Source organism: Kocuria sp. U4B, assembly GCF_054875615.1.
Genome location: NZ_CM142180.1, coordinates 2,702,104 through 2,719,795, shown reverse-complemented (window position 1 = coordinate 2,719,795; position 17,692 = coordinate 2,702,104). Strand labels below are relative to the sequence as shown.

Genomic DNA, 17,692 nt, shown 5'->3' with positions numbered 1-17,692 from the left:
CGGCAACAGCCGTTGCCGGAACGGCCGGAGACTACTGAAGCCGCGCCTGGTCGTGGACCCGTAGCTGGGTCAGAGCCAGACGTGTAAGTGGGACGTCCACGCCGAGCCGGTCGGCGACGGCCACGTACTGTCCGAGGAGATGCTCCCCCTCGTGCGAGGTCCCCGCTATGACGTTGCGGTAGAGGGAGGAGGTGAAGACGGAGCCCGCTTCCGTGAACATCTCCAGGCTCGCGGCGTGCGCGGCGGCCGAAGGAGCGTACCCTGCGGCCTCGGCCACCCGTTCCGTCTCCTGGATAACGTCGAGGACGAACTCCTTGCCGCCCTCGGCCGCGACGATGTGGCCGATCGTACCCCGCATCAGGCAGGTGATCGTCCCACCGGCCGTGATGAAGGCCCACTTGTACCACATCGAGGCCATAATGTCGTCGGCGAGAACCGTGTGGAAGCCCGGCGCCGCCATCTCCCGGCCAATCCGGGAAAGGGTTTTCGCAGGTCGGCCATCCTGTGCCCCGAAGGTCAGTGAGGCGTGCGGCTTCATTTGGAACACCGAACCGTCCGGGGTCATGGTACACACCACACGCACAATCCCCCCCAGAACGGCATCCCGGCCGAAGCGCTGGTTGAGCCTGTCCAGATGGGCCATGCCGTTGAGCAGGGGCAGGATCGTCGTGTCCGCCCCCACCCCTGGGGCGATGTCGTCCATCGCCGCCTCCAGGGACCATGCCTTCACCATGAGCAGGACCAGGTCGTAGGTGCCGTCCAGCTGCTGAGCGGTGACGGCTCGAACGGGCACAGTCTCGTCGTACCCGGGCCCGTAGACCCGCAGACCGTTGCGCAGCTGTTCGGCTCGCTGCGGACGCACCAGGAAGGTCACGTCACGACCGGCGTGTGCCAGGCGTGTCCCGAAGTACCCCCCCGTCGCTCCGGCACCGACAATCAGAATTCTCATGGATGGCTCCCGTCTGGTTCGGGGGACAGGTCTACTGCCATCGGGACGGGCGGGGCCACGTTCCGAGGCAGACCCGGCGGCGCCACGGAGATTGCCTCACGGCTCGGCTCTTCGCGCGACCGTTCTGGTGTCGTCGTCGTCTTCGGCGGATGTGTCCCGCCCATCCGTACCCGGTTGCGAGCCCAGTCACTGGCGTCCGAGATGATGCCCTCGAGCGGCCCCTTACCGATGGCGGTGCGCCACAGCGTGGCGAACAGCATGAAGGAAAGGATCTGGATCCACAGTGAGAGCATCGGCCGGTCCTCGTCCAGCACCTCGATCGCCAGGATGACGCAGTGCGCCGAGTAAAGGGTTAGGGTCATGGCCCCGATGGCCGCGAAGGGCGAGAACACCTTGCCGCCGGCACGGGTGACGAGCAGTGCAATGCCGAGAGCAGCCAAGACGGAGCCCAGGTTGTGCAGGACGTGCAACGATGTGTTGGAGTAGGGCGAAATGGCCGCCTGCCACCACCATGTCGTGTCCGGCATTAGATACGACTCGTTTCCGTAAGTCAGGTAATCGACGATTTCCGTCCTGGTGAGATCCGGTGTTGATTCCACCAAGCGCTGCAGCCCTCCGGCGGGACCCAGCAGGAGCTTCGAGAGCACCCAGGTGAGGACTGCCAGGAGCGCCCCCCACCCCACAAGCGCCAGGGCGACCTTCCGGGACGTCAGCACCTGCCGACCGACGACCATGCCCACGCAGATGTAGACCATCCACAGCAACGTCGGGTAGAAGCCGATGAGGAGCATGTCGGCGATGAAGGGCACCGGTTGCATGATGGCGGTGACGGGCGTGTAGTCGTTGTCGGGGTTGGCCTGCTCCGGGAGGCTGCCGCCGAACGCGTGGAGGAGGACGGGCCCAAGAATCACGAAGCACGTCGCTGCGATGAGCAGAACCCGGGACGACCGGCCGTAAAGAGGCACGACCATGAGGAACAGGATTCCGAAGTAGGGAATGATCGTTTGGATGGGTGTGTCCAGATACCCCAGAAGGAGACCCACCAGCAGGATAATCAGACCCCTGACGATCAGAGCCACTCTGTCGGCGGCTAGGTTGCGGCCGTGCAACTGGCCGCGAGACCGCTTCTCCACGAAGGCGACGGACACCCCGGCCAGTAGCGCGAACAGGGCAGCAGCTCGTCCACCGAAGATGCCGAAAGCCCAGCTCATGCCGCCGGCCTCGTCGGATTCCGGAAAGACGTGGACAGCGATCATTCCGATCAGTGCGACCGCCCGGGCGACGTCGACGCCCATGGCACGTCGTCCGGACGGACGTGGTGGCGGAGCCGTACCGGACGCCGCGCCCTGCGCCTGGTTCCGGTCCTCCCGGTCCATCGACGCCCCGGCCCCGGGCGCAGGGGCCGCAAGGGAAGACGTAGGCGTCGTTCTGTTGAAACCTCTCATGATTCCCCCCGATCGAGAAGAGCTGCCCATGGCTTCACCGCAGGCATCCCCCCATCGGTGGATCCCGCGCCTCGGAGATCCGGTGGCAGTCTGGAATGTTCTCATCCTCCCCCCAAAACGATTTGTTGATCCAATGTTTCTTCCTTCGCCAGAATTTTCAAAAAGCAAATTAATGTGATCTTTTCCATGCCACCCGATTGCCGATAAACAAAAACATGAATACTAAAGGTCCGCCGCAAGAGGTTCTCTCTCGGACGGCCGGACGGCCCCACCATCCGCCTCCGACCTGCGCTTCAACGCTCACAACGTCCCGCCGCGTAATACGGGTTATCTATTTCGGCGGGATCCCCGGCTCAGTAGCGTTGGGGTATGGGCCCAAAACAAGCATCGGGGCGCACCTAAGGGGTCGGCGGGTTGAGGAGGCCGGGCCGTCCTCACTGTTGCCGCCGACCGACCACGGGCACGGGGACCGCCTGTTTCTGCCGGAGCTTTTCGAGGACCTCGTCCGCAGACGCGCCCCACCGGCTGGATCCGGTCCCCAACCCACACACCTGAGAGGACATCCCGTCATGACCGACGACATCCTGATCCGCCCTTTAGAGGGCGTCCGGGTCTTAGAGCTGGGCAACTACATCGCCGCCCCCACCGCCGGGCGCCTTTTGGCCGACTTCGGCGCCGAGGTCATCAAGGTCGAACGCCCCGGCACCGGCGACGAGCTGCGCAACTGGCGCCTGTACAAGGGCACCACCTCGATGCTGTTCCGCACCCTCAACCGCAACAAGAAATCCGTGGTGCTCGACCTGCGCTCCCACGCGGGCCGGGAGGCCGTGAAGGCCCTGGTGGCCGCCTCCGACGTGCTGCTGGAGAACTTCCGCCCCGGCACCCTGGAGAAGTGGGGCCTCCCCCCCGACGTGCTGAACGAGATCAACCCCGACCTGGTAATCAGCAGGATCTCCGCCTTCGGCCAGACCGGTCCCCTGGCCCCGCGGCCCGGCTTCGCCGCCGTCGCCGAGGCTTACAGCGGCTTCCGCAACCTCGTCGGGGACCCGGACCGGGCCCCGGTGCGGGTCGGCGTGTCGATCGGGGACTCCATCGCCGGGCTCTACGCCGCCTTCGGGGTGGTGATGAGTCTCTACCAGCGCGAGGCCCGACGCAGCACCCACGACAGGGGTGTGCCGCTGCGGGAGCGGATCACCGACGTGGCCCTGTACGAGGCGATGTTCTCGATGATGGAGTCCCTGGTGCCCGACTACCAAGCCTACGGGGTGACGCGTGAACGCGTCGGCGGACGGTTGGAGGGCGTCGCCCCGTCCAACGCCTACGTGTGCGCCGATGGGGCCAGCATCGTGGTGGCCGGCAACGGGGACTCCATCTACCACCGCTACATGGAGATCATCGGCCGCCCCGACCTGGCCGCTGACCCCGGGCTGCAAACCAACGCCGACCGCTGGGCTCGCCGCGAGGAGCTGGATGCGGCCATCTGCGCCTGGGCGGCCGGGCGCACCGCGGCCGAGGCTCTAGCGGCCCTGGACGCCGCTGGGGTCCCGGCCGGGCCCATCTACACCGCCGCCGACATCAGCACCGATCCCCAGTACACCGCCCGCAACATGATCCAGTCCTTCGACGTCTCCACCGGCGAGGAGGTCCTCACCGCCGTCGGGTTTCCCGGCATCGTCCCGGTGATCGGGGAGCAGTCCCTGCCCATCCACCACCTCGGCCCCGACCTCGGAGAACACACCAACGAGGTGCTGGCCGGGCTCCTTGGCCTGACCCGGCATCAAATCGATCAGGCCACCGGCCTGCAGGGGACACGCCCCGGTGACACCCAAGGGTGACGCCGAGCTCCCGTGGAGCTCACCCCGTACCGATAGGCTGCTCGGATGCCTTGTTCAACGGCCTCCGGCCTGGTCCTCCCGCACGCGGGGCACGCGCCCCGGATCGACCCCTCCGCCTTCGTGGCCCCCACCGCCACGGTGGTGGGCGACGTCGAGCTGGGGCCGGGCTCCGGGGTGTTCTACGGCGCCGTCGTGCGCGGGGACCGCTCCCCCGTCCGGCTGGGGCGCGGTCCAACCTCCAGGACAACGTCGTGGTGCACTCGGACCCCGAGCACCCGTGCACGATCGGCGCCGGCGTGAGCGTGGGCCACGGCGCGGTCGTGCACGGCTGCACCGTGGAGGACGACGTCCTCGTGGGGATGAACGCCACCGTCCTCAACGGCGCCGTGATCGGCACGGGCTCCCTGGTGGCCGCGGGCGCGGTCGTGCTCGAGGGCACCGTGGTGCCGCCCCGCTCGCTCGTGGCGGGGGTCCCGGCCAGGGTCCGGCGGGAGCTCACGGAGCAGGAGCAGGAGAAGGTCCGCGCGAACGCGCGCACCTACGTGCAGCTCTCCGCCGAGCACCGGCAGCTCAGCGGCTGAGCCGGCCCGCGCCCGGCGGGCGGGTCACTGGGCCACGAGGGTGCGGGCGTAGTCCCGGTAGGCGTCGCGGTCGAAGCCGGGCAGCAGGCAGGACTGCACCACGTAGCCCTGCAGCACGGACAGGATGGCCTGGGCGAACATGCCGATCCACTCCTGCGCGGCCACGGCGTCCAGGCCGAGCTGCTCGAGCGCCCACCGGCCGTAGTGCGCCTCGATCCGCCCGCGCACCTGCGCCAGGTGCTCCCCGGCCAGCACTCCGAGGGCCGGGTCCGTCACGGCCGCTCCCCAGGTGACGAGCAACAGCCGGGTGGTCCCGGGGTCCGCGTCCAGGCGTTCCAGGAGCCGCACCACCCACTCGGCGGGAGCAAGGTCCTCCCCGCCCGCCTCGTCCGCGAGGACGCGCCCCAGGGCGTCCCCCGCGGCGGCGAGCACGAGCTCCTGCTTGCTCGGGAAGTGGTTGTAGAGCGCGCCGGCGGACAGGCCCGTGGCGGCGATGATGCGCTGCATCGACGCGCCGTCGTAGCCGTGCTCGAGGAAGCACGTGCTCGCGGCGGCCACGATCTCCCGCCGCCGCCGCTCCCTGTGCTGCTCGCTCACCCGCGCCACGCCGGACAGTCTAAGGGACGAACGGTCGTTCGATCGCCGGGACGCCGCCGCACCCGGCCCGGCGCCGTGGCACAATGCGACGATGCTGCCCCAGACCTCCTCCGCCGCATCCACCGCCCTGGCCCCCTTCGCCGACGCCGCGCTCGACGCCGCCCACCTCGAGGACCCGCTGGCCCCGACGGGCCGCACCCTGGGGTGGGGCGTGGTCAGCACCGCGGCCATCGCGGAGAAGGTCGTCCCGGACATCGCCGCCCTGCCCGACGCGCGCCTGGTGGCCGTCAGCTCCCGCGCGCAGGACCGCGCCGAGGACTTCGCCCGCCGGCACGGCGTGGCGCGCGCGTACGGGGACACGGACGGGGTGACGGGCCTGGACCGGCTCGCGGCCGACCCGGACGTGGAGATCGTCTACGTCGCCACCCCGCACGGCTACCACCACCGCGACGTCTCCGCGCTGCTGCGCGCCGGCAAGCACGTGGTCTGCGAGAAGGCCCTGGCCATGACCGCCGCCGAGGTCCGCGACCTCACGCGGCTCGCCCGCACCCACGGGGTGTTCCTCATGGAGGCCGTCTGGACCCGGATGACCCCCGGCTTCCGCACCGCCATGGGCTGGGTGCGGGAGGGCCGGCTCGGCCGGGTGCGCTCGGTCGAGGGCACCATCGGGATGCACCGGCCGGTCGACCCCGAGCACCGGCTGTTCCGCAACGCCGACGGCGGCGGCGTGCTGCTGGACATGATGGTCTATCCGCTCACCTGGACCGCGGCGGTGCTCGGCTCACCCCGGAGCTGGAGCGTGCTGGCGGAGGTCGGGGCCACGACCGTGGACGTGGACACCGCCCTCACCCTGGACTTCGACCACGGCCGCGCCCACGTGAGCGGGACGCTGGCCACGACGGTCCCGCACCAGGTGACGATCAGCGGCACCGGCGGCTGGCTGCGGGTGGACGGCCGGATCAACTGCCCGCACACCCTGGTGCTGCAGACGGCCGAGCGGCAGCGAGCCGGCGCCGCGCCCGTCGTCGAGCACGTCGCCGTGACGGGCGCGGGCTACGTCTTCGAGATGCGCGAGGCCACGCGCTGCGTCCAGGAGGGCCTGCTCGAGTCGCCGATCATGCCGTGGGCCGACTCGCTGGAGCTCGTGGAGCTGTTCGACCGCGTCCGGGCGGAGATCGGCGTCGGCTACCCCAACGACGCGCGCTGAGGCGCACGGAGGCCCACCAGATCGCGCGGCCCCATCGCCCAGGGCGATCCGGTTCGCCCTGGGCGATGGGGTCTGTCATCTGTTGCCCGCCGATCGGGGCGGGGATATCATTTTTCACAGTTGAGTTGATCGGACTCAACTAAGTGTCAGAGACATTGCTCATCCGGTTCAGGAGATGATGACCATGGCTACGATGTTCACCCCGTTCAACGACTTCGACCGCCTCGCGGCGTCCATTCTGGCCCGCCCGGGCCTGCGGGAGATGCCCATGGACCTGTACCGCGCCGGCGACGAGTACATCCTGCGCGCGGACCTGCCGGGCATCGATCCGGGCAGCGTCGACGTTGACGTCGACGGCCAGCTGCTGACCATCCGGGCCGAGCGGAAGCTGCCCGAGGTCCAGGACGTCCAGTGGATCACCCGGGAGCGGCAGAGCTCCTCGTTCGTCCGCCAGCTCAACCTGGGGCAGGGCGTCGACATCCAGAACATCGCCGCGACCTACGACAACGGCGTGCTCACGGTGACCATCCCGGTCACCGCCCAGGCCAAGCCGCGCAAGATCCAGGTGGTCTCCGGCCAGGGCGAGCAGCAGGCCCTGGGCCAGACGCAGTCCGGGGAGGAGGACCGCGTGATCGGCGAGGGCGAGCTGGTCAACGGTTCCGGCTCCACCCAATCCACCGAGGGCTGATCGCGCGTCCCGCCGCGCGCGGGCGAGCACGGCCACGGGCCCGTTCCCTCCGGGGAGCGGGCCCGTCGTCGTGCTCCGGGCCGCGGCCGCGGCCCGGAGCACGACGAGGGACGGCTCCGGCTCGGGTATCTTGGCACCAGGAAACACTGTCCCGATCCGATGACGTTCATGGGAGACACCCCGCACATGGCAAAGATCATCTACACCCGCACCGACGAGGCGCCGCTGCTGGCCACCTACTCGTTCAAGCCGGTCATCGAGGCCTTCGCCTCCACCGCCGGCGTCGAGGTGGAGACCCGCGACATCTCGCTGGCGGGCCGCATCATCGCGGCCTTCTCCGACCGCCTGCCCGCGGAGCAGAGGGTCGACGACGCCCTCGCCGAGCTCGGCGAGCTGGCCAAGCGGCCCGAGGCCAACATCATCAAGCTGCCGAACATCTCCGCTTCGAACCCCCAGCTGAAGGCGGCCGTCAAGGAGCTCCAGGAGCAGGGCTTCGCCCTGCCCGACTACCCGGACGAGCCGGCGACGGCGGAGGAGCAGGAGATCCGGGCCCGCTACGACAAGATCAAGGGCTCCGCGGTCAACCCGGTGCTGCGCGAGGGCAACTCCGACCGCCGCGCCCCCGCCTCGGTGAAGAACTACGCCCGCAAGAACCCGCACCGCATGGGCGCGTGGACGGCGGAGTCGAGGACCAACGTCGCCACCATGGGCCACGACGACTTCCGGTCCAACGAGAAGTCCGTGGTCCTCGGCGAGGACGACACCCTCACGATCCAGCACGTGGGCGAGGACGGCACGACCACCGTGCTGAAGAAGGCCTTCCCCGTGCTCGCGGGCGAGGTCGTCGACGCCACCGTGATGCGCGCCGCCGCCCTGGACGCCTTCCTCGCGGAGCAGGTCCAGCGCGCCAAGCAGGAGGGCGTGCTGTTCTCCGTGCACCTCAAGGCCACCATGATGAAGGTCTCCGACCCGATCATCTTCGGCCACGTGATCAAGGCCTTCTTCCCGGAGGTCTTCTCCGCCTACGGCGCCCAGCTGGAGGAGGCCGGCCTGTCCCCGAACAACGGGCTCGCCGCGATCCTCAACGGCCTCGACGCCCTCCCCGCCGGCGTCCGCGAGGACGTGAAGGCCGCGCTCGACAAGGGCCTCGCCAAGGGCCCGCAGCTGGCCATGGTGAACTCCGACAAGGGCATCACCAACCTGCACGTGCCCTCCGACGTCATCGTCGACGCCTCGATGCCCGCCATGATCCGCCAGTCCGGGCACATGTGGGGCCCCGACGGCGAGGAGGCCGACACCCTGGCGGTGCTCCCGGACAGCTCCTATGCCGGGATCTACCAGGTCGTCATTGACGACTGCCGCGCCAACGGCGCCTTCGACCCGCGCACCATGGGCTCCGTCCCCAACGTGGGGCTCATGGCGATGAAGGCCGAGGAGTACGGCTCCCACGACAAGACCTTCGAGATCCCCGCCGCCGGCACCGTCCAGGTCGTCGACGGCTCCGGGACCGTGCTCCTCGAGCACGAGGTCGCCCCGGGCGACATCTGGCGGGCCTGCCAGACCAAGGACGTCGCGATCCGCGACTGGGTCAAGCTCGCCGTCACCCGCGCCCGCGCCTCGCAGACCCCGGCCGTGTTCTGGCTGGACCGCACCCGGGCGCACGACGCCAACCTCATCGCGAAGGTCGAGCAGTACCTGCCCGAGCACGACACCGAGGGCCTGCAGCTGGAGATCATGTCCCCCGAGGAGGCCACCGCCTTCTCGATCGAGCGGATCCGCCGCGGCGAGGACACCATCTCGGTCACCGGCAACGTGCTGCGCGACTACCTCACCGACCTCTTCCCGATCCTCGAGCTGGGCACCTCGGCGAAGATGCTCTCCGTGGTCCCGCTGATCAACGGCGGCGGGCTGTTCGAGACCGGCGCCGGCGGCTCCGCCCCGAAGCACGTCCAGCAGCTGATCGAGGAGAACCACCTCCGCTGGGACAGCCTCGGCGAGTTCCTGGCGCTGGCCGCGAGCTTCGACCACCTGGCCTCGACGACGGGCAACGCCCGCGCCCAGGTCCTGGCCGACACCCTGGATCGCGCCACCGGCACCTTCCTCGAGGAGAACAAGTCCCCGAGCCGGAAGGTCGGCGAGATCGACAACCGTGGCAGCCACTTCTACCTGGCCCTGTACTGGGCCCAGGAGCTGGCCCGCCAGGACGCGGACGCCGAGCTGGCCCAGGCCTTCGCCTCCGTGGCGGAGCAGCTGGCGGCCAACGAGGAGACGATCAACGCCGAGCTGCTCGCCGTGCAGGGCCGGCCCGCCGACATCGGCGGCTACTACCGCCCGGACGACGTCCGCACGACCGCGGTGATGCGCCCGTCGCAGACCTTCAACGAGGTCCTCGGCTCGCTCACCGTCTGAACCGTTCCCGCGGGCGCCGCGCCGAGCACGACGCGGCGCCCGCGGCACAGCGCAGCGGCCGCATCCGTTCCCGGATGCGGCCGCTGTGCTGTGCCGGGAGGGCTCAGTGGAAGAAGTGCCGCGCCCCGGTGAAGTACATGGTCACCCCGGCGGCCTCGGCCGCGGCCACGACCTCCTCGTCACGGATCGAGCCGCCGGGCTGGACCACCGCGCGCACTCCGGCGTCGAGCAGCACCTGCAGGCCGTCGGCGAACGGGAAGAACGCGTCCGAGGCCGCGACCGCGCCCCGGGCCCGCTCCGCGCCGTCCTCGCCGAGGCTGTTGGCGCGCTCGACGGAGAGCCTGCAGGAGTCCACGCGGTTGACCTGGCCCATGCCGATGCCCACGGAGGCGCCGTCGTGCGCGAGCAGGATCGCGTTGGACTTCACCGGGCGCAGGGCCTTCCACGCGAAGGCCAGGTCGGCGAGCGTGCGCTCGTCGGCCGGGGCGCCCGCGGCGAGGGTCCAGTTCGCCGGGTCGTCGCCCGCGGCGTCGAGCCGGTCGGTGACCTGGAACAGCGCTCCGCCGGAGATCTGCCGGTACTCGAGGGCGTCGCGCTCGAAGCCTTCCGGCAGCTCGAGCAGGCGCACGTTCTTCCGGGTCCGCAGGATCTCCAGGGCCTCCGGCTCGAAGCCGGGCGCCACGACGACCTCGGTGAAGATGTCCTTGACGGTCTCGGCCATGGCCCGGGTCACGGGGCGGTTGGCGGCGATCACCCCGCCGTAGGCCGAGAGCGGGTCGCACGCGTGGGCCTTGCGGTGGGCGTCGGCGATCGGGTCGGCGGCACCGGGGCCGGCCACCGCCACGCCGCAGGGGTTGTTGTGCTTGACGACAGCCACGGCCGGCTCGTCGAAGTCGTAGGCAGCGCGCAGGGCGGCGTCGGCGTCCACGTAGTTGTTGTAGGACATCTCCTTGCCGTGCAGCTGGTCGGCCTGGGCGATCCCGGGGGACGCCGCCTCGTCGACGTACAGGGCGCCCTTCTGGTGGGGGTTCTCGCCGTAGCGCAGCGAGGCCGAGCGCTGGAAGGCGAGCCCCGCGTACGGCGGCCAGAAGTTGGCGTCCTCGTCCTGCTCGAACTGCTGCATGGTCCAGGTGGCCACGGCGGTGTCGTAGGCGGCGGTGTGGGCGAACGCCGCGGCCGCCAGCCGGCGACGGGCCCGCAGGTCGAAGCCCCCGGAGGCGGCGGCCTCGACGACCTCCCCGTAGGAGGCGGGGTCCACGACGACGGAGACGGCCGCGTGGTTCTTGGCGGCGGCGCGGACCATGGACGGGCCGCCGATGTCGATCTGCTCCACGACCTCGTCCTGCGCCGCCCCGGAGCGGACGGTCTCCACGAAGGGGTAGAGGTTGACGACGACGAGGTCGAAGGGCTCGATGTCGAGCTCCGCGAGCTGGTCCAGGTGCTCCTGCTTGCGGCGGTCGGCGAGGATGCCGGCGTGCACGCGCGGGTGGAGGGTCTTGACCCGGCCCTCCAGGCACTCCTGGAAGCCGGTCACCTCCGAGACCTCGGTGACGGGGACCCCCGCCTCGGCGATGCGCCGCGCCGTGGACCCGGTCGAGACGATCGCCACGCCGGCCTCGTGCAGGCCGCGGGCGAGGTCCTCCAGTCCCGTCTTGTCGTAGACGGACACCAGGGCTCGTCGGATGGGCACGCGGTCGGGCTGGGTGAGGCTCACAGGTTCTCCATGGGTCTTCGGTGGTGGGTGCCGGCGGGATCCGCCGCACACCAGTTTACGGACCCCGGCCGGGCGCGCTCACCGGGCGTCGTGCAGGGCGGACCGGCGGGCCAGCGCGCCGAGAGTGTCTACCAGCAGCTCCCGTTCGGCGGCCTTGATGCGCTCGTGCAGCCGGTCCTCGTCGTCGTCCGTCAGCACGGGCACGGCCGCCTGGGCGAGGATCGGGCCGGCGTCGACGTCGGCCACCACCTCGTGGACCGTGACGCCCGTGACCTTCACGCCGTGCGCCAGGGCGTCCCGGACGGCGTGCGCCCCGGGGAAGGAGGGCAGCAGGGACGGGTGGGTGTTGACGATCCGGCCGGCGAAGGCCTCGACGAACCCGGCGTCGACGATCCGCATGAACCCCGCGAACAGGACGCGGTCCGGCGCGTGGTCCTCCACGGCCCGCTGCAGCGCCCGGTTCCACTGCGCCCGGTCGGGGTGGTCCCCCGGCCGCACGAGGAACGTCTCCACCCCCGCGGCCTGCGCGCGCTCGAGGCCGGTGCACGGCTTGTCCGCGCCCACGGCGGCGATCTCGACGTCGATCCGGTCCTCCCGGACGGCGTCGAGGACCGCCTGCAGGTTGGTGCCGGACCCGGAGACCATGACCACGATGCGCATGCCCCGATTCTAGTCGGGCCCCGGAGGGACCCCGGACGGGCACCGGACGGGGGTGGCCTAGAGTGAACGGCATGGCCCCTCCCCCACCGCCCGTCCGTGACCCTGCCGCGAAGGACGCCCGGCGTGCCGCCGCGATGCGCACGGCGGGCGGCGGCCTGGTGTGCGCCGTGGTCGCCCTGGCCCTGGTCGGCTCCACCCTGTGGCTCACGGTGGCCGGGCTGGCGGCGGCGGCCCTCGGCACGGCACTGGGCATCGCGGCGCTCGTGCGCTCCGGCGGCACCGCGCCGCGCCGGCTCGTGGTGGCCGGCGGGGTCGTCGCGATCCTCCTCGGCGGCCTGAGCCTGCTGACCGGCGGGGCGCGGCTGGCGCTGTGGCCCGTGGCCGAGGCCTACGAGCGCTGCGTCTCCCGCACCCTCACCCTCTCGGGCACCGCCCGGTGCCAGCAGCAGCTGGAGGACGGCATCTGGTCCTACTTCTCCGGCGGACCGGGATCCGCCGGGGCGTCCTCCGCCACCACCGGCGCGGTCCCCCGGGACGCGGCCTCCCCGGACGCGTCGACGTCGAACGCCTCGGCGGATCCCGGCACGGCGGCCTCGCCGTCCCCGACCTCCTGGGCGTCCGCCGCCTGAGCCGCACCCCGGGCGGAGCGGTCCGCGCGCGGGCGCCGCTTCCCGGCCGCGCGCATCGCCCGCCGCGCCGCCGCCTCGGCGCGGCGGCGCCGGCGGTCCTCGCGCCGGGCGGCCGCGCCCTGTGCCCCGGCCGCCCCGCGGGGCGGGGTGAACGGGGACTCGTGCTCGAGCCAGGGCCCGGCCACGTAGCCGAGCGCCGCCCCCACGGCGACCTCCGCGCCGAACCAGAGCAGGACCTGGACCCCGTCGGGGCCCACCTCCACGAGCCGGCCCAGTGCCAGGGAGCCCTGCGCGATCCAGCCCAGCGCCATCATCAGCGCGCCCGCGACCGCGCCGATGAAGGCGCCGGTCACCAGCGTCGAGAGCGGGAACGTGATCCAGCGGGCCGGCAGCCGGATCGCCATCCAGTCGTCGAGGTGGTTCTCGCCCTCGCGCAGGAACCACCACCCGGCCAGCACCCCGGCCAGGACGGGCAGCACCACGACGGTCAGGGCCCAGGACGGCAGCTCGGCCGGTGGCAGGGCCGCGAGCGCGGGCAGCAGGGGCACGGGCCCGGTGGTGGTGCCGAGGGGGGAGGCGTGGGTGCCGGAGCCCAGCTCGAACCCGGCACCCGTCGCCCACGCGAAGGCGTAGACGGCGAGGTTGGGCAGGTAGCCGAGCTGGAGGCCCGTCAGAGCGGTGTCCCCGGGGGCGCCGGTGCCTAGGCGCTGGTAGACGGCCACGACGTCGTTCCAGTTCCAGAACAGGGCCGTGCTCAGCAGCGCCGCCCCGATCCCGACCCCGGCGACGGCCGCCAGGAAGCCCGCGCGTAGCACCGCCCAGACGTACGAGCCCGCCCACCGGGAGTACTGGCTGGTGCGCTCGACCCACGCCGCGGCGTTGACGCCGATCAGGCCGGGCAGCGAGCGGGAGACGCGGTAGGCCCCCACGAGGGCGCCCAGCGCCACGGGGACGAGCGGGAACACGGCACCTGCCACGGGGCTCGCCGAGACTTCGTCCGTGCCGAACAGCACGGCCGCCCCGGCCCCGAGCACGGCGTAGCCGGCCAGCCCGCTGAGGTACGGCTGCCAGAACTGGCCCTCCCAGCAGGCGCGGGCCAGCCGGCGTCCCGCGATCCACGCGAGCGCGAACGGGACGACGGTCAGACCGAGGGGCACGAGGTTGAGGGTCCCCGAGGTCGCCGGCAGCCCGGCCCCCGGGTCCAGGGCCACCTGCAGCGGGGCGAGGTGGGCGAGCAGCCACACCTGCCCGGACAGAACGAACCCGCCGGTGAGGCCGAGGCTGTCGAAGCCGTCGGCGAGCCAGACCATGAGCACGGTCAGCAGCACCAGGAGGTAGGAGACCAGGGCCACGGAGCCGAGTTCCATCAGGCCCTGGAGCCACAGGGGCATCGGCACGCCGCGGCGGTCGGGGGAAGAGGAGCCTTGGGTGATCATCACCGCCCATCTTCCCACGCCACCCCGGAGGCACGGCCCCGGGGCCGCCACGGGGCGGTCGGGCGCGGAGTTCACGGCCGCTTCACCGGGGGGCCACGCGGTGCTGTCCCCCCGGTCGCCCGGGGGCGGCAGGTTCGGTGGCGTGAGAGTCGCCCTGGTTGCCGAGCAGTTCCTCCCCCACATGAACGGTGTCACGCACTCGGTGCTGCGGGTGCTCGAGCACCTGCGCGCCGGGGGCCACGACGTCGTCGTCGTGGCCCCCTCCTACGCCCCGGCGCCCCTCGGGGGCCTGGTCGAGGACGTCGTCGAGGACCTCGACGGCGTCCCGGTCCACCGGCTGCCCGCCGTCCCGCTGACCGGCTACCCGGACGTGCGCGTGGCCGGGGGCACCGTCGCCCGGGTGCGGCGGCTGCTGGAGCGGTTCCGGCCCGACGTCGTCCACGTCGCCTCGCCGTTCGTCCTGGGCCGCCGGGCGATCCTGGCGGCCCACCAGCTGGCCGTGCCCTGCGTGGCGGTCTACCAGACCGACGTGCCCGGCTACACCGCCAAGTACGGCGCGCCGTTCCTCGAGCAGCTGCTGTGGGCGCGGGTGCGGGCCATGCACAACCTCGCGACCCTGACCCTCGCGCCCTCGTCCGCCGCCGTGGGCCAGCTCGTGGAGCACGGTGTCCGCGACGTGCGGATCTGGCGGCGCGGGGTGGACACCGTCCGGTTCTGCCCGCGGCACCGGGACAAGCAGTGGCGCGAGGAGGTCGCCGCGGGGCGGCGGATCGTCGGCTACGTGGGCCGGATCGCCCCGGAGAAGCAGGTCGAGGACCTGGCCGCGGTCGCGGACCTGCCGGGCACGCGCCTCGTGGTCGTGGGCTCCGGGCCGGAGGAGGAGTCACTGCGCCGCCGGCTGCCGGGCGCCCACTTCGCCGGGTTCCGCACCGGCGCGGACCTGGCCCGGATCATGGCGTCCTTCGACGTCTTCGTCCACCCCGGCGAGTTCGAGACCTTCTGCCAGACGATCCAGGAGGCCATGGCCTCGGGGGTGCCCGTGGTCGCGACCGGCCGGGGCGGGCCCCTCGACCTCGTGGACTCCTCCCGCACCGGCTGGCTCTATCCGCCCGGGGACCTGGCCGCCCTGCGGGACCGGGTCGCGGACCTCGTGGGCGACGACGCGAAGCGGGCCGCGTTTGGCGCGGCCGCGCACGCCGCGGTCCAGGACCGGACCTGGCACGCGCTCGGCGAGGAGCTCCTGGGGCACTACCGCAGTGCCGTGGAGCTCTCGGCCCGGGCCCGCGCCCCGCGTCACCGCTGGCCCGTCTGAGGGTTAGCCGCGGGCGGTCCTCACGTCGAGGACGTCCACCCCCGTGCCGGCGTAGCGCTCCGGCTCGGCGGTGAGCACCGTGAGCCCGTGCACGAGCGCGGTCGCGGCGATGAGCCCCGCGACCGGATCGGGCCGGCGAGGAGCGTCCAGCCCGCCCCAGGTGCGGCTGACCAGGGCGTCCACCGGCAGCACCCGGTCCGGGAAGCGCAGCTCGAGCTGCTCCGCCCACAGCGCCTCGTCCGGCCGCCCGGCCAGGAGCTCGCCGAGCACCGGGGCGGGGAGGAACATGCGGCGGTGGCCGTGCCGGCGCAGGGCCGCGGCGATCTCCGGGCAGCGGTCCGGGGTGCGCACGCCCAGCAGCACGGAGCGGTCCAGGAGCAGGTCCACGGCGGTCAGGTCCTCGGCCCGGGGCGGCCGTCAGGCCGCGGCCGCGAGCCGGCCGCGGGCGGGCGCCAGCAGGAACTCGACGAACTCGTTGCGGGCCTGCACCACGCGGGCGTAGTCCTCGACGCTCATGGCGGCCGCGCTCAGGCCGGGCCCGGCGGCGGATGGTGCGGCCACGGGGGCAGGAGGAACGGGGGGAAGGGCGTCGGGCATGACCGGGATCCTTCGATGTGCTCTTGCTCGCACCGGGTGCCGCCGTGGCGGCGATGCGAGCCGCTTCCTCATCCGAACCACCCGCGAACATGGGGTTGGTGCCCGGTCAAGTCGGAGCTTGCCGACCGGGTCTCTTGAAGCTGCTCCCATTGAACCACATGTGGCGGACCGCACGCCGTGGCGCGCCCGGCGTCCCCGGACCGTCACCGGGCCGACACCTCGCCGACACACGGTTCGTGTTCACTGGTGCCGTGGCGCCGAGGGCCGCACCACCGAGGATTACGTCTCCGTGACACAACTCACGACGGACTTGTCGGAGTGTCGGCCCCACGGGGTAGCCTGGACCTGCTTCTCGAGATGCAGCTTCCGCGCGCTCGGACGGGACAGGACGTCCCGGACACGGGTTCGCGGACAGGCTCCGACCAGCTGCGCGCCAACCCGCAGTTCACGGGTGGTTCGGATGACGAAGCGGCGGGCAACGACACCGGATGCCTGCAAGAACGTCAGGAGAAAAACATGACCATGTCCAAGGAAAGACCAGCGAGCACCACCGACCAGCGTGAGGAGTGGATCGACGTCACCGTCACCACCCTCCCCGACCTGCACCTCGTCCGGCTGACGTCGACCGAGGGCGACGTCCAGGAATACCTGAGCGCGGAGGCCGCGGACCTGGCCGCCGCCGCGGAGCACACAGCGGGGACGGCGCAATGGTGCGCCAAGTACCACCAGCTCCTCGTCCCCGGCGCCATGGCGGCGACCGGACGGCACCCGTTCTTCAAGCTGCACCCGGCGCTGCCGCTGTCGGCGTAGACAGACGGCACGTCCCACCGGCGAAGGCCGCGGCCCCCTCGGGGGTCGCGGCCTTCCTCGTGCCCGGGTCCGGGCCGGCCGTCAGGCCAGGCCGTAGTCCCCCGGCGCGCCCCAGCCCTCGCCGGTCCCGTCGGCGGAGCCGTCGGCCTCCCACCCGGAGGCCTCCCACTCGGAGCTCTCCAGCTCGAAGGGCACGGAGGCGGTGAGCTCGGCCTCGGGGACGCGGTTGACGAGGAACGGGTCCTCCTCACCGGCCGGTGGGTGCGGGACGGGATCGACCACGGCGGGCTCCTCGGCGACGGCCCGGTCCGGGCGGCCGGGGAACGGCAGAACCGCCGCCGGGCGCGTGCCCGGCGGCGGTTCTGGACGGATCGGACGGGCCGTGGGCCCGTGGTCCCGGTCCTTAGGAGATGACGGTGATGTTCGCAGCCTGGGGGCCCTTGGGGCCGTCCTGGGTCTCGAACTCGACGCGGTCGTTCTCGTTCAGCGAGCGGAAGCCGCCGGAGTTGATCGCGGAGAAGTGGGCGAAGACGTCCTTGGAGCCGTCCTCGGGGGTGATGAAGCCGAAGCCCTTGTCGGCGTTGAACCACTTGACGATGCCAGTAGTCATGGGAGTACCTGATCCTTCATGAGATAAACGTTTCCCGACGGTCGAGAAACCAAAGAGTTGTGATGCCTGGAAAACGTCTTCTCAGAAAAACTGCTGCACCCGAGCGGGCCGAACTGCTTGAAATACAAAAACGACAACCTCAACAACTTCGCACGAGCCTACACCACATCCCCCCGCAGTGCCCAGCGTCCGCGGGACGGACCCGCTCGCGCC

16 protein-coding genes, 1 pseudogene and 1 riboswitch are annotated in these 17,692 nt (G+C 71.7%); of the genes and pseudogenes, 7 read left to right on the top strand and 10 right to left on the bottom strand.

From position 1 onward, the window contains the following. Positions 1 to 31: 31 nt before the first annotated feature. Both ACYSMR_RS12845 and ACYSMR_RS12840 read right to left on the bottom strand, forming a co-directional pair. Positions 32 to 949: a ketopantoate reductase family protein gene (locus tag ACYSMR_RS12845; RefSeq protein WP_461745687.1), complete on the bottom strand. Its 918-nt coding sequence runs from the start codon at positions 947 to 949 to the stop codon at positions 32 to 34. Continuing rightward, complete coding sequence (locus ACYSMR_RS12840) at positions 946 to 2,244, bottom strand: heparan-alpha-glucosaminide N-acetyltransferase domain-containing protein (RefSeq protein ID WP_461745685.1); 1,299 nt, start codon at positions 2,242 to 2,244, stop codon at positions 946 to 948. The genes ACYSMR_RS12845 and ACYSMR_RS12840 overlap by 4 nt, the downstream gene beginning before the upstream one ends. 719 nt (positions 2,245 to 2,963) lie before the next feature. Here ACYSMR_RS12840 and ACYSMR_RS12835 point away from each other — a divergent pair. Both ACYSMR_RS12835 and ACYSMR_RS12830 read left to right on the top strand, forming a co-directional pair. After that, positions 2,964 to 4,229 carry a CaiB/BaiF CoA transferase family protein gene (locus ACYSMR_RS12835; RefSeq protein ID WP_461745683.1) on the top strand — a complete coding sequence of 422 codons (1,266 nt, stop codon included), beginning with the start codon at positions 2,964 to 2,966 and terminating at the stop codon, positions 4,227 to 4,229. Positions 4,230 to 4,274: 45 nt separating this feature from the next. After that, positions 4,275 to 4,810, top strand: a pseudogene (locus tag ACYSMR_RS12830) (gamma carbonic anhydrase family protein). Positions 4,811 to 4,834: 24 nt separating this feature from the next. Here the strand turns inward: ACYSMR_RS12830 and ACYSMR_RS12825 are convergent. Beyond that, on the bottom strand, positions 4,835 to 5,416 hold the full coding sequence (locus ACYSMR_RS12825; RefSeq protein ID WP_461745681.1) for a TetR/AcrR family transcriptional regulator: 582 nt from the start codon (positions 5,414 to 5,416) through the stop codon (positions 4,835 to 4,837). 82 nt (positions 5,417 to 5,498) lie between these two features. Here ACYSMR_RS12825 and ACYSMR_RS12820 point away from each other — a divergent pair, with 82 nt between their 5' ends. From ACYSMR_RS12820 to ACYSMR_RS12810, 3 genes are all read left to right on the top strand, one after another. Further along, positions 5,499 to 6,614, top strand: coding sequence for a Gfo/Idh/MocA family protein (locus ACYSMR_RS12820; RefSeq protein WP_461745679.1), 1,116 nt, complete (start codon positions 5,499 to 5,501; stop codon positions 6,612 to 6,614). Positions 6,615 to 6,798: 184 nt separating this feature from the next. Beyond that, positions 6,799 to 7,302: an Hsp20/alpha crystallin family protein gene (locus ACYSMR_RS12815; protein WP_309125739.1), complete on the top strand. Its 504-nt coding sequence runs from the start codon at positions 6,799 to 6,801 to the stop codon at positions 7,300 to 7,302. A gap of 186 nt (positions 7,303 to 7,488) precedes the next feature. Then, positions 7,489 to 9,711 (top strand): NADP-dependent isocitrate dehydrogenase, encoded by a 2,223-nt coding sequence (locus ACYSMR_RS12810; protein ID WP_461745676.1) that lies wholly within the window; start codon positions 7,489 to 7,491, stop codon positions 9,709 to 9,711. 103 nt (positions 9,712 to 9,814) lie between these two features. Here the strand turns inward: ACYSMR_RS12810 and purH are convergent, their stop codons facing one another. From purH to ACYSMR_RS12795, 3 genes are all read right to left on the bottom strand, one after another. Further along, positions 9,815 to 11,425 (bottom strand): bifunctional phosphoribosylaminoimidazolecarboxamide formyltransferase/IMP cyclohydrolase, encoded by a 1,611-nt coding sequence (gene purH, locus ACYSMR_RS12805; protein WP_251334103.1) that lies wholly within the window; start codon positions 11,423 to 11,425, stop codon positions 9,815 to 9,817. Between the two features lie 78 nt (positions 11,426 to 11,503). Beyond that, positions 11,504 to 12,085 (bottom strand): phosphoribosylglycinamide formyltransferase, encoded by a 582-nt coding sequence (gene purN, locus ACYSMR_RS12800; RefSeq protein WP_461745673.1) that lies wholly within the window; start codon positions 12,083 to 12,085, stop codon positions 11,504 to 11,506. A 469-nt stretch (positions 12,086 to 12,554) separates the two neighbouring features. Next, positions 12,555 to 14,150, bottom strand: coding sequence for a cell division protein PerM (locus tag ACYSMR_RS12795; RefSeq protein ID WP_461748023.1), 1,596 nt, complete (start codon positions 14,148 to 14,150; stop codon positions 12,555 to 12,557). A gap of 142 nt (positions 14,151 to 14,292) precedes the next feature. Between ACYSMR_RS12795 and ACYSMR_RS12790 the strand changes: the two genes are divergently transcribed. Next, positions 14,293 to 15,462, top strand: coding sequence for a glycosyltransferase family 4 protein (locus ACYSMR_RS12790; RefSeq protein ID WP_461745671.1), 1,170 nt, complete (start codon positions 14,293 to 14,295; stop codon positions 15,460 to 15,462). Between the two features lie 3 nt (positions 15,463 to 15,465). Here the strand turns inward: ACYSMR_RS12790 and ACYSMR_RS12785 are convergent, their stop codons facing one another. Together ACYSMR_RS12785 and ACYSMR_RS12780 are read right to left on the bottom strand one after the other, a co-directional pair. Next, positions 15,466 to 15,849: a PIN domain-containing protein gene (locus ACYSMR_RS12785; protein WP_251334106.1), complete on the bottom strand. Its 384-nt coding sequence runs from the start codon at positions 15,847 to 15,849 to the stop codon at positions 15,466 to 15,468. Between the two features lie 30 nt (positions 15,850 to 15,879). Then, a complete protein-coding gene (locus tag ACYSMR_RS12780; RefSeq protein ID WP_309125734.1) occupies positions 15,880 to 16,023 on the bottom strand; it encodes a hypothetical protein in 144 nt (47 codons plus the stop codon). A 50-nt stretch (positions 16,024 to 16,073) separates the two neighbouring features. Then, positions 16,074 to 16,199, bottom strand: a riboswitch (SAM riboswitch). A gap of 376 nt (positions 16,200 to 16,575) precedes the next feature. Between ACYSMR_RS12780 and ACYSMR_RS12775 the strand changes: the two genes are divergently transcribed. Then, positions 16,576 to 16,869 (top strand): hypothetical protein, encoded by a 294-nt coding sequence (locus tag ACYSMR_RS12775; protein WP_251334108.1) that lies wholly within the window; start codon positions 16,576 to 16,578, stop codon positions 16,867 to 16,869. 81 nt (positions 16,870 to 16,950) lie between these two features. On the opposite strand, the gene ACYSMR_RS12770 is transcribed toward ACYSMR_RS12775, so the two are convergent. Together ACYSMR_RS12770 and cspE are read right to left on the bottom strand one after the other, a co-directional pair. Continuing rightward, positions 16,951 to 17,151 (bottom strand): hypothetical protein, encoded by a 201-nt coding sequence (locus ACYSMR_RS12770; RefSeq protein WP_251334109.1) that lies wholly within the window; start codon positions 17,149 to 17,151, stop codon positions 16,951 to 16,953. A gap of 121 nt (positions 17,152 to 17,272) precedes the next feature. After that, positions 17,273 to 17,479: a transcription antiterminator/RNA stability regulator CspE gene (gene cspE, locus ACYSMR_RS12765; protein WP_047804984.1), complete on the bottom strand. Its 207-nt coding sequence runs from the start codon at positions 17,477 to 17,479 to the stop codon at positions 17,273 to 17,275. Positions 17,480 to 17,692 lie beyond the last annotated feature (213 nt).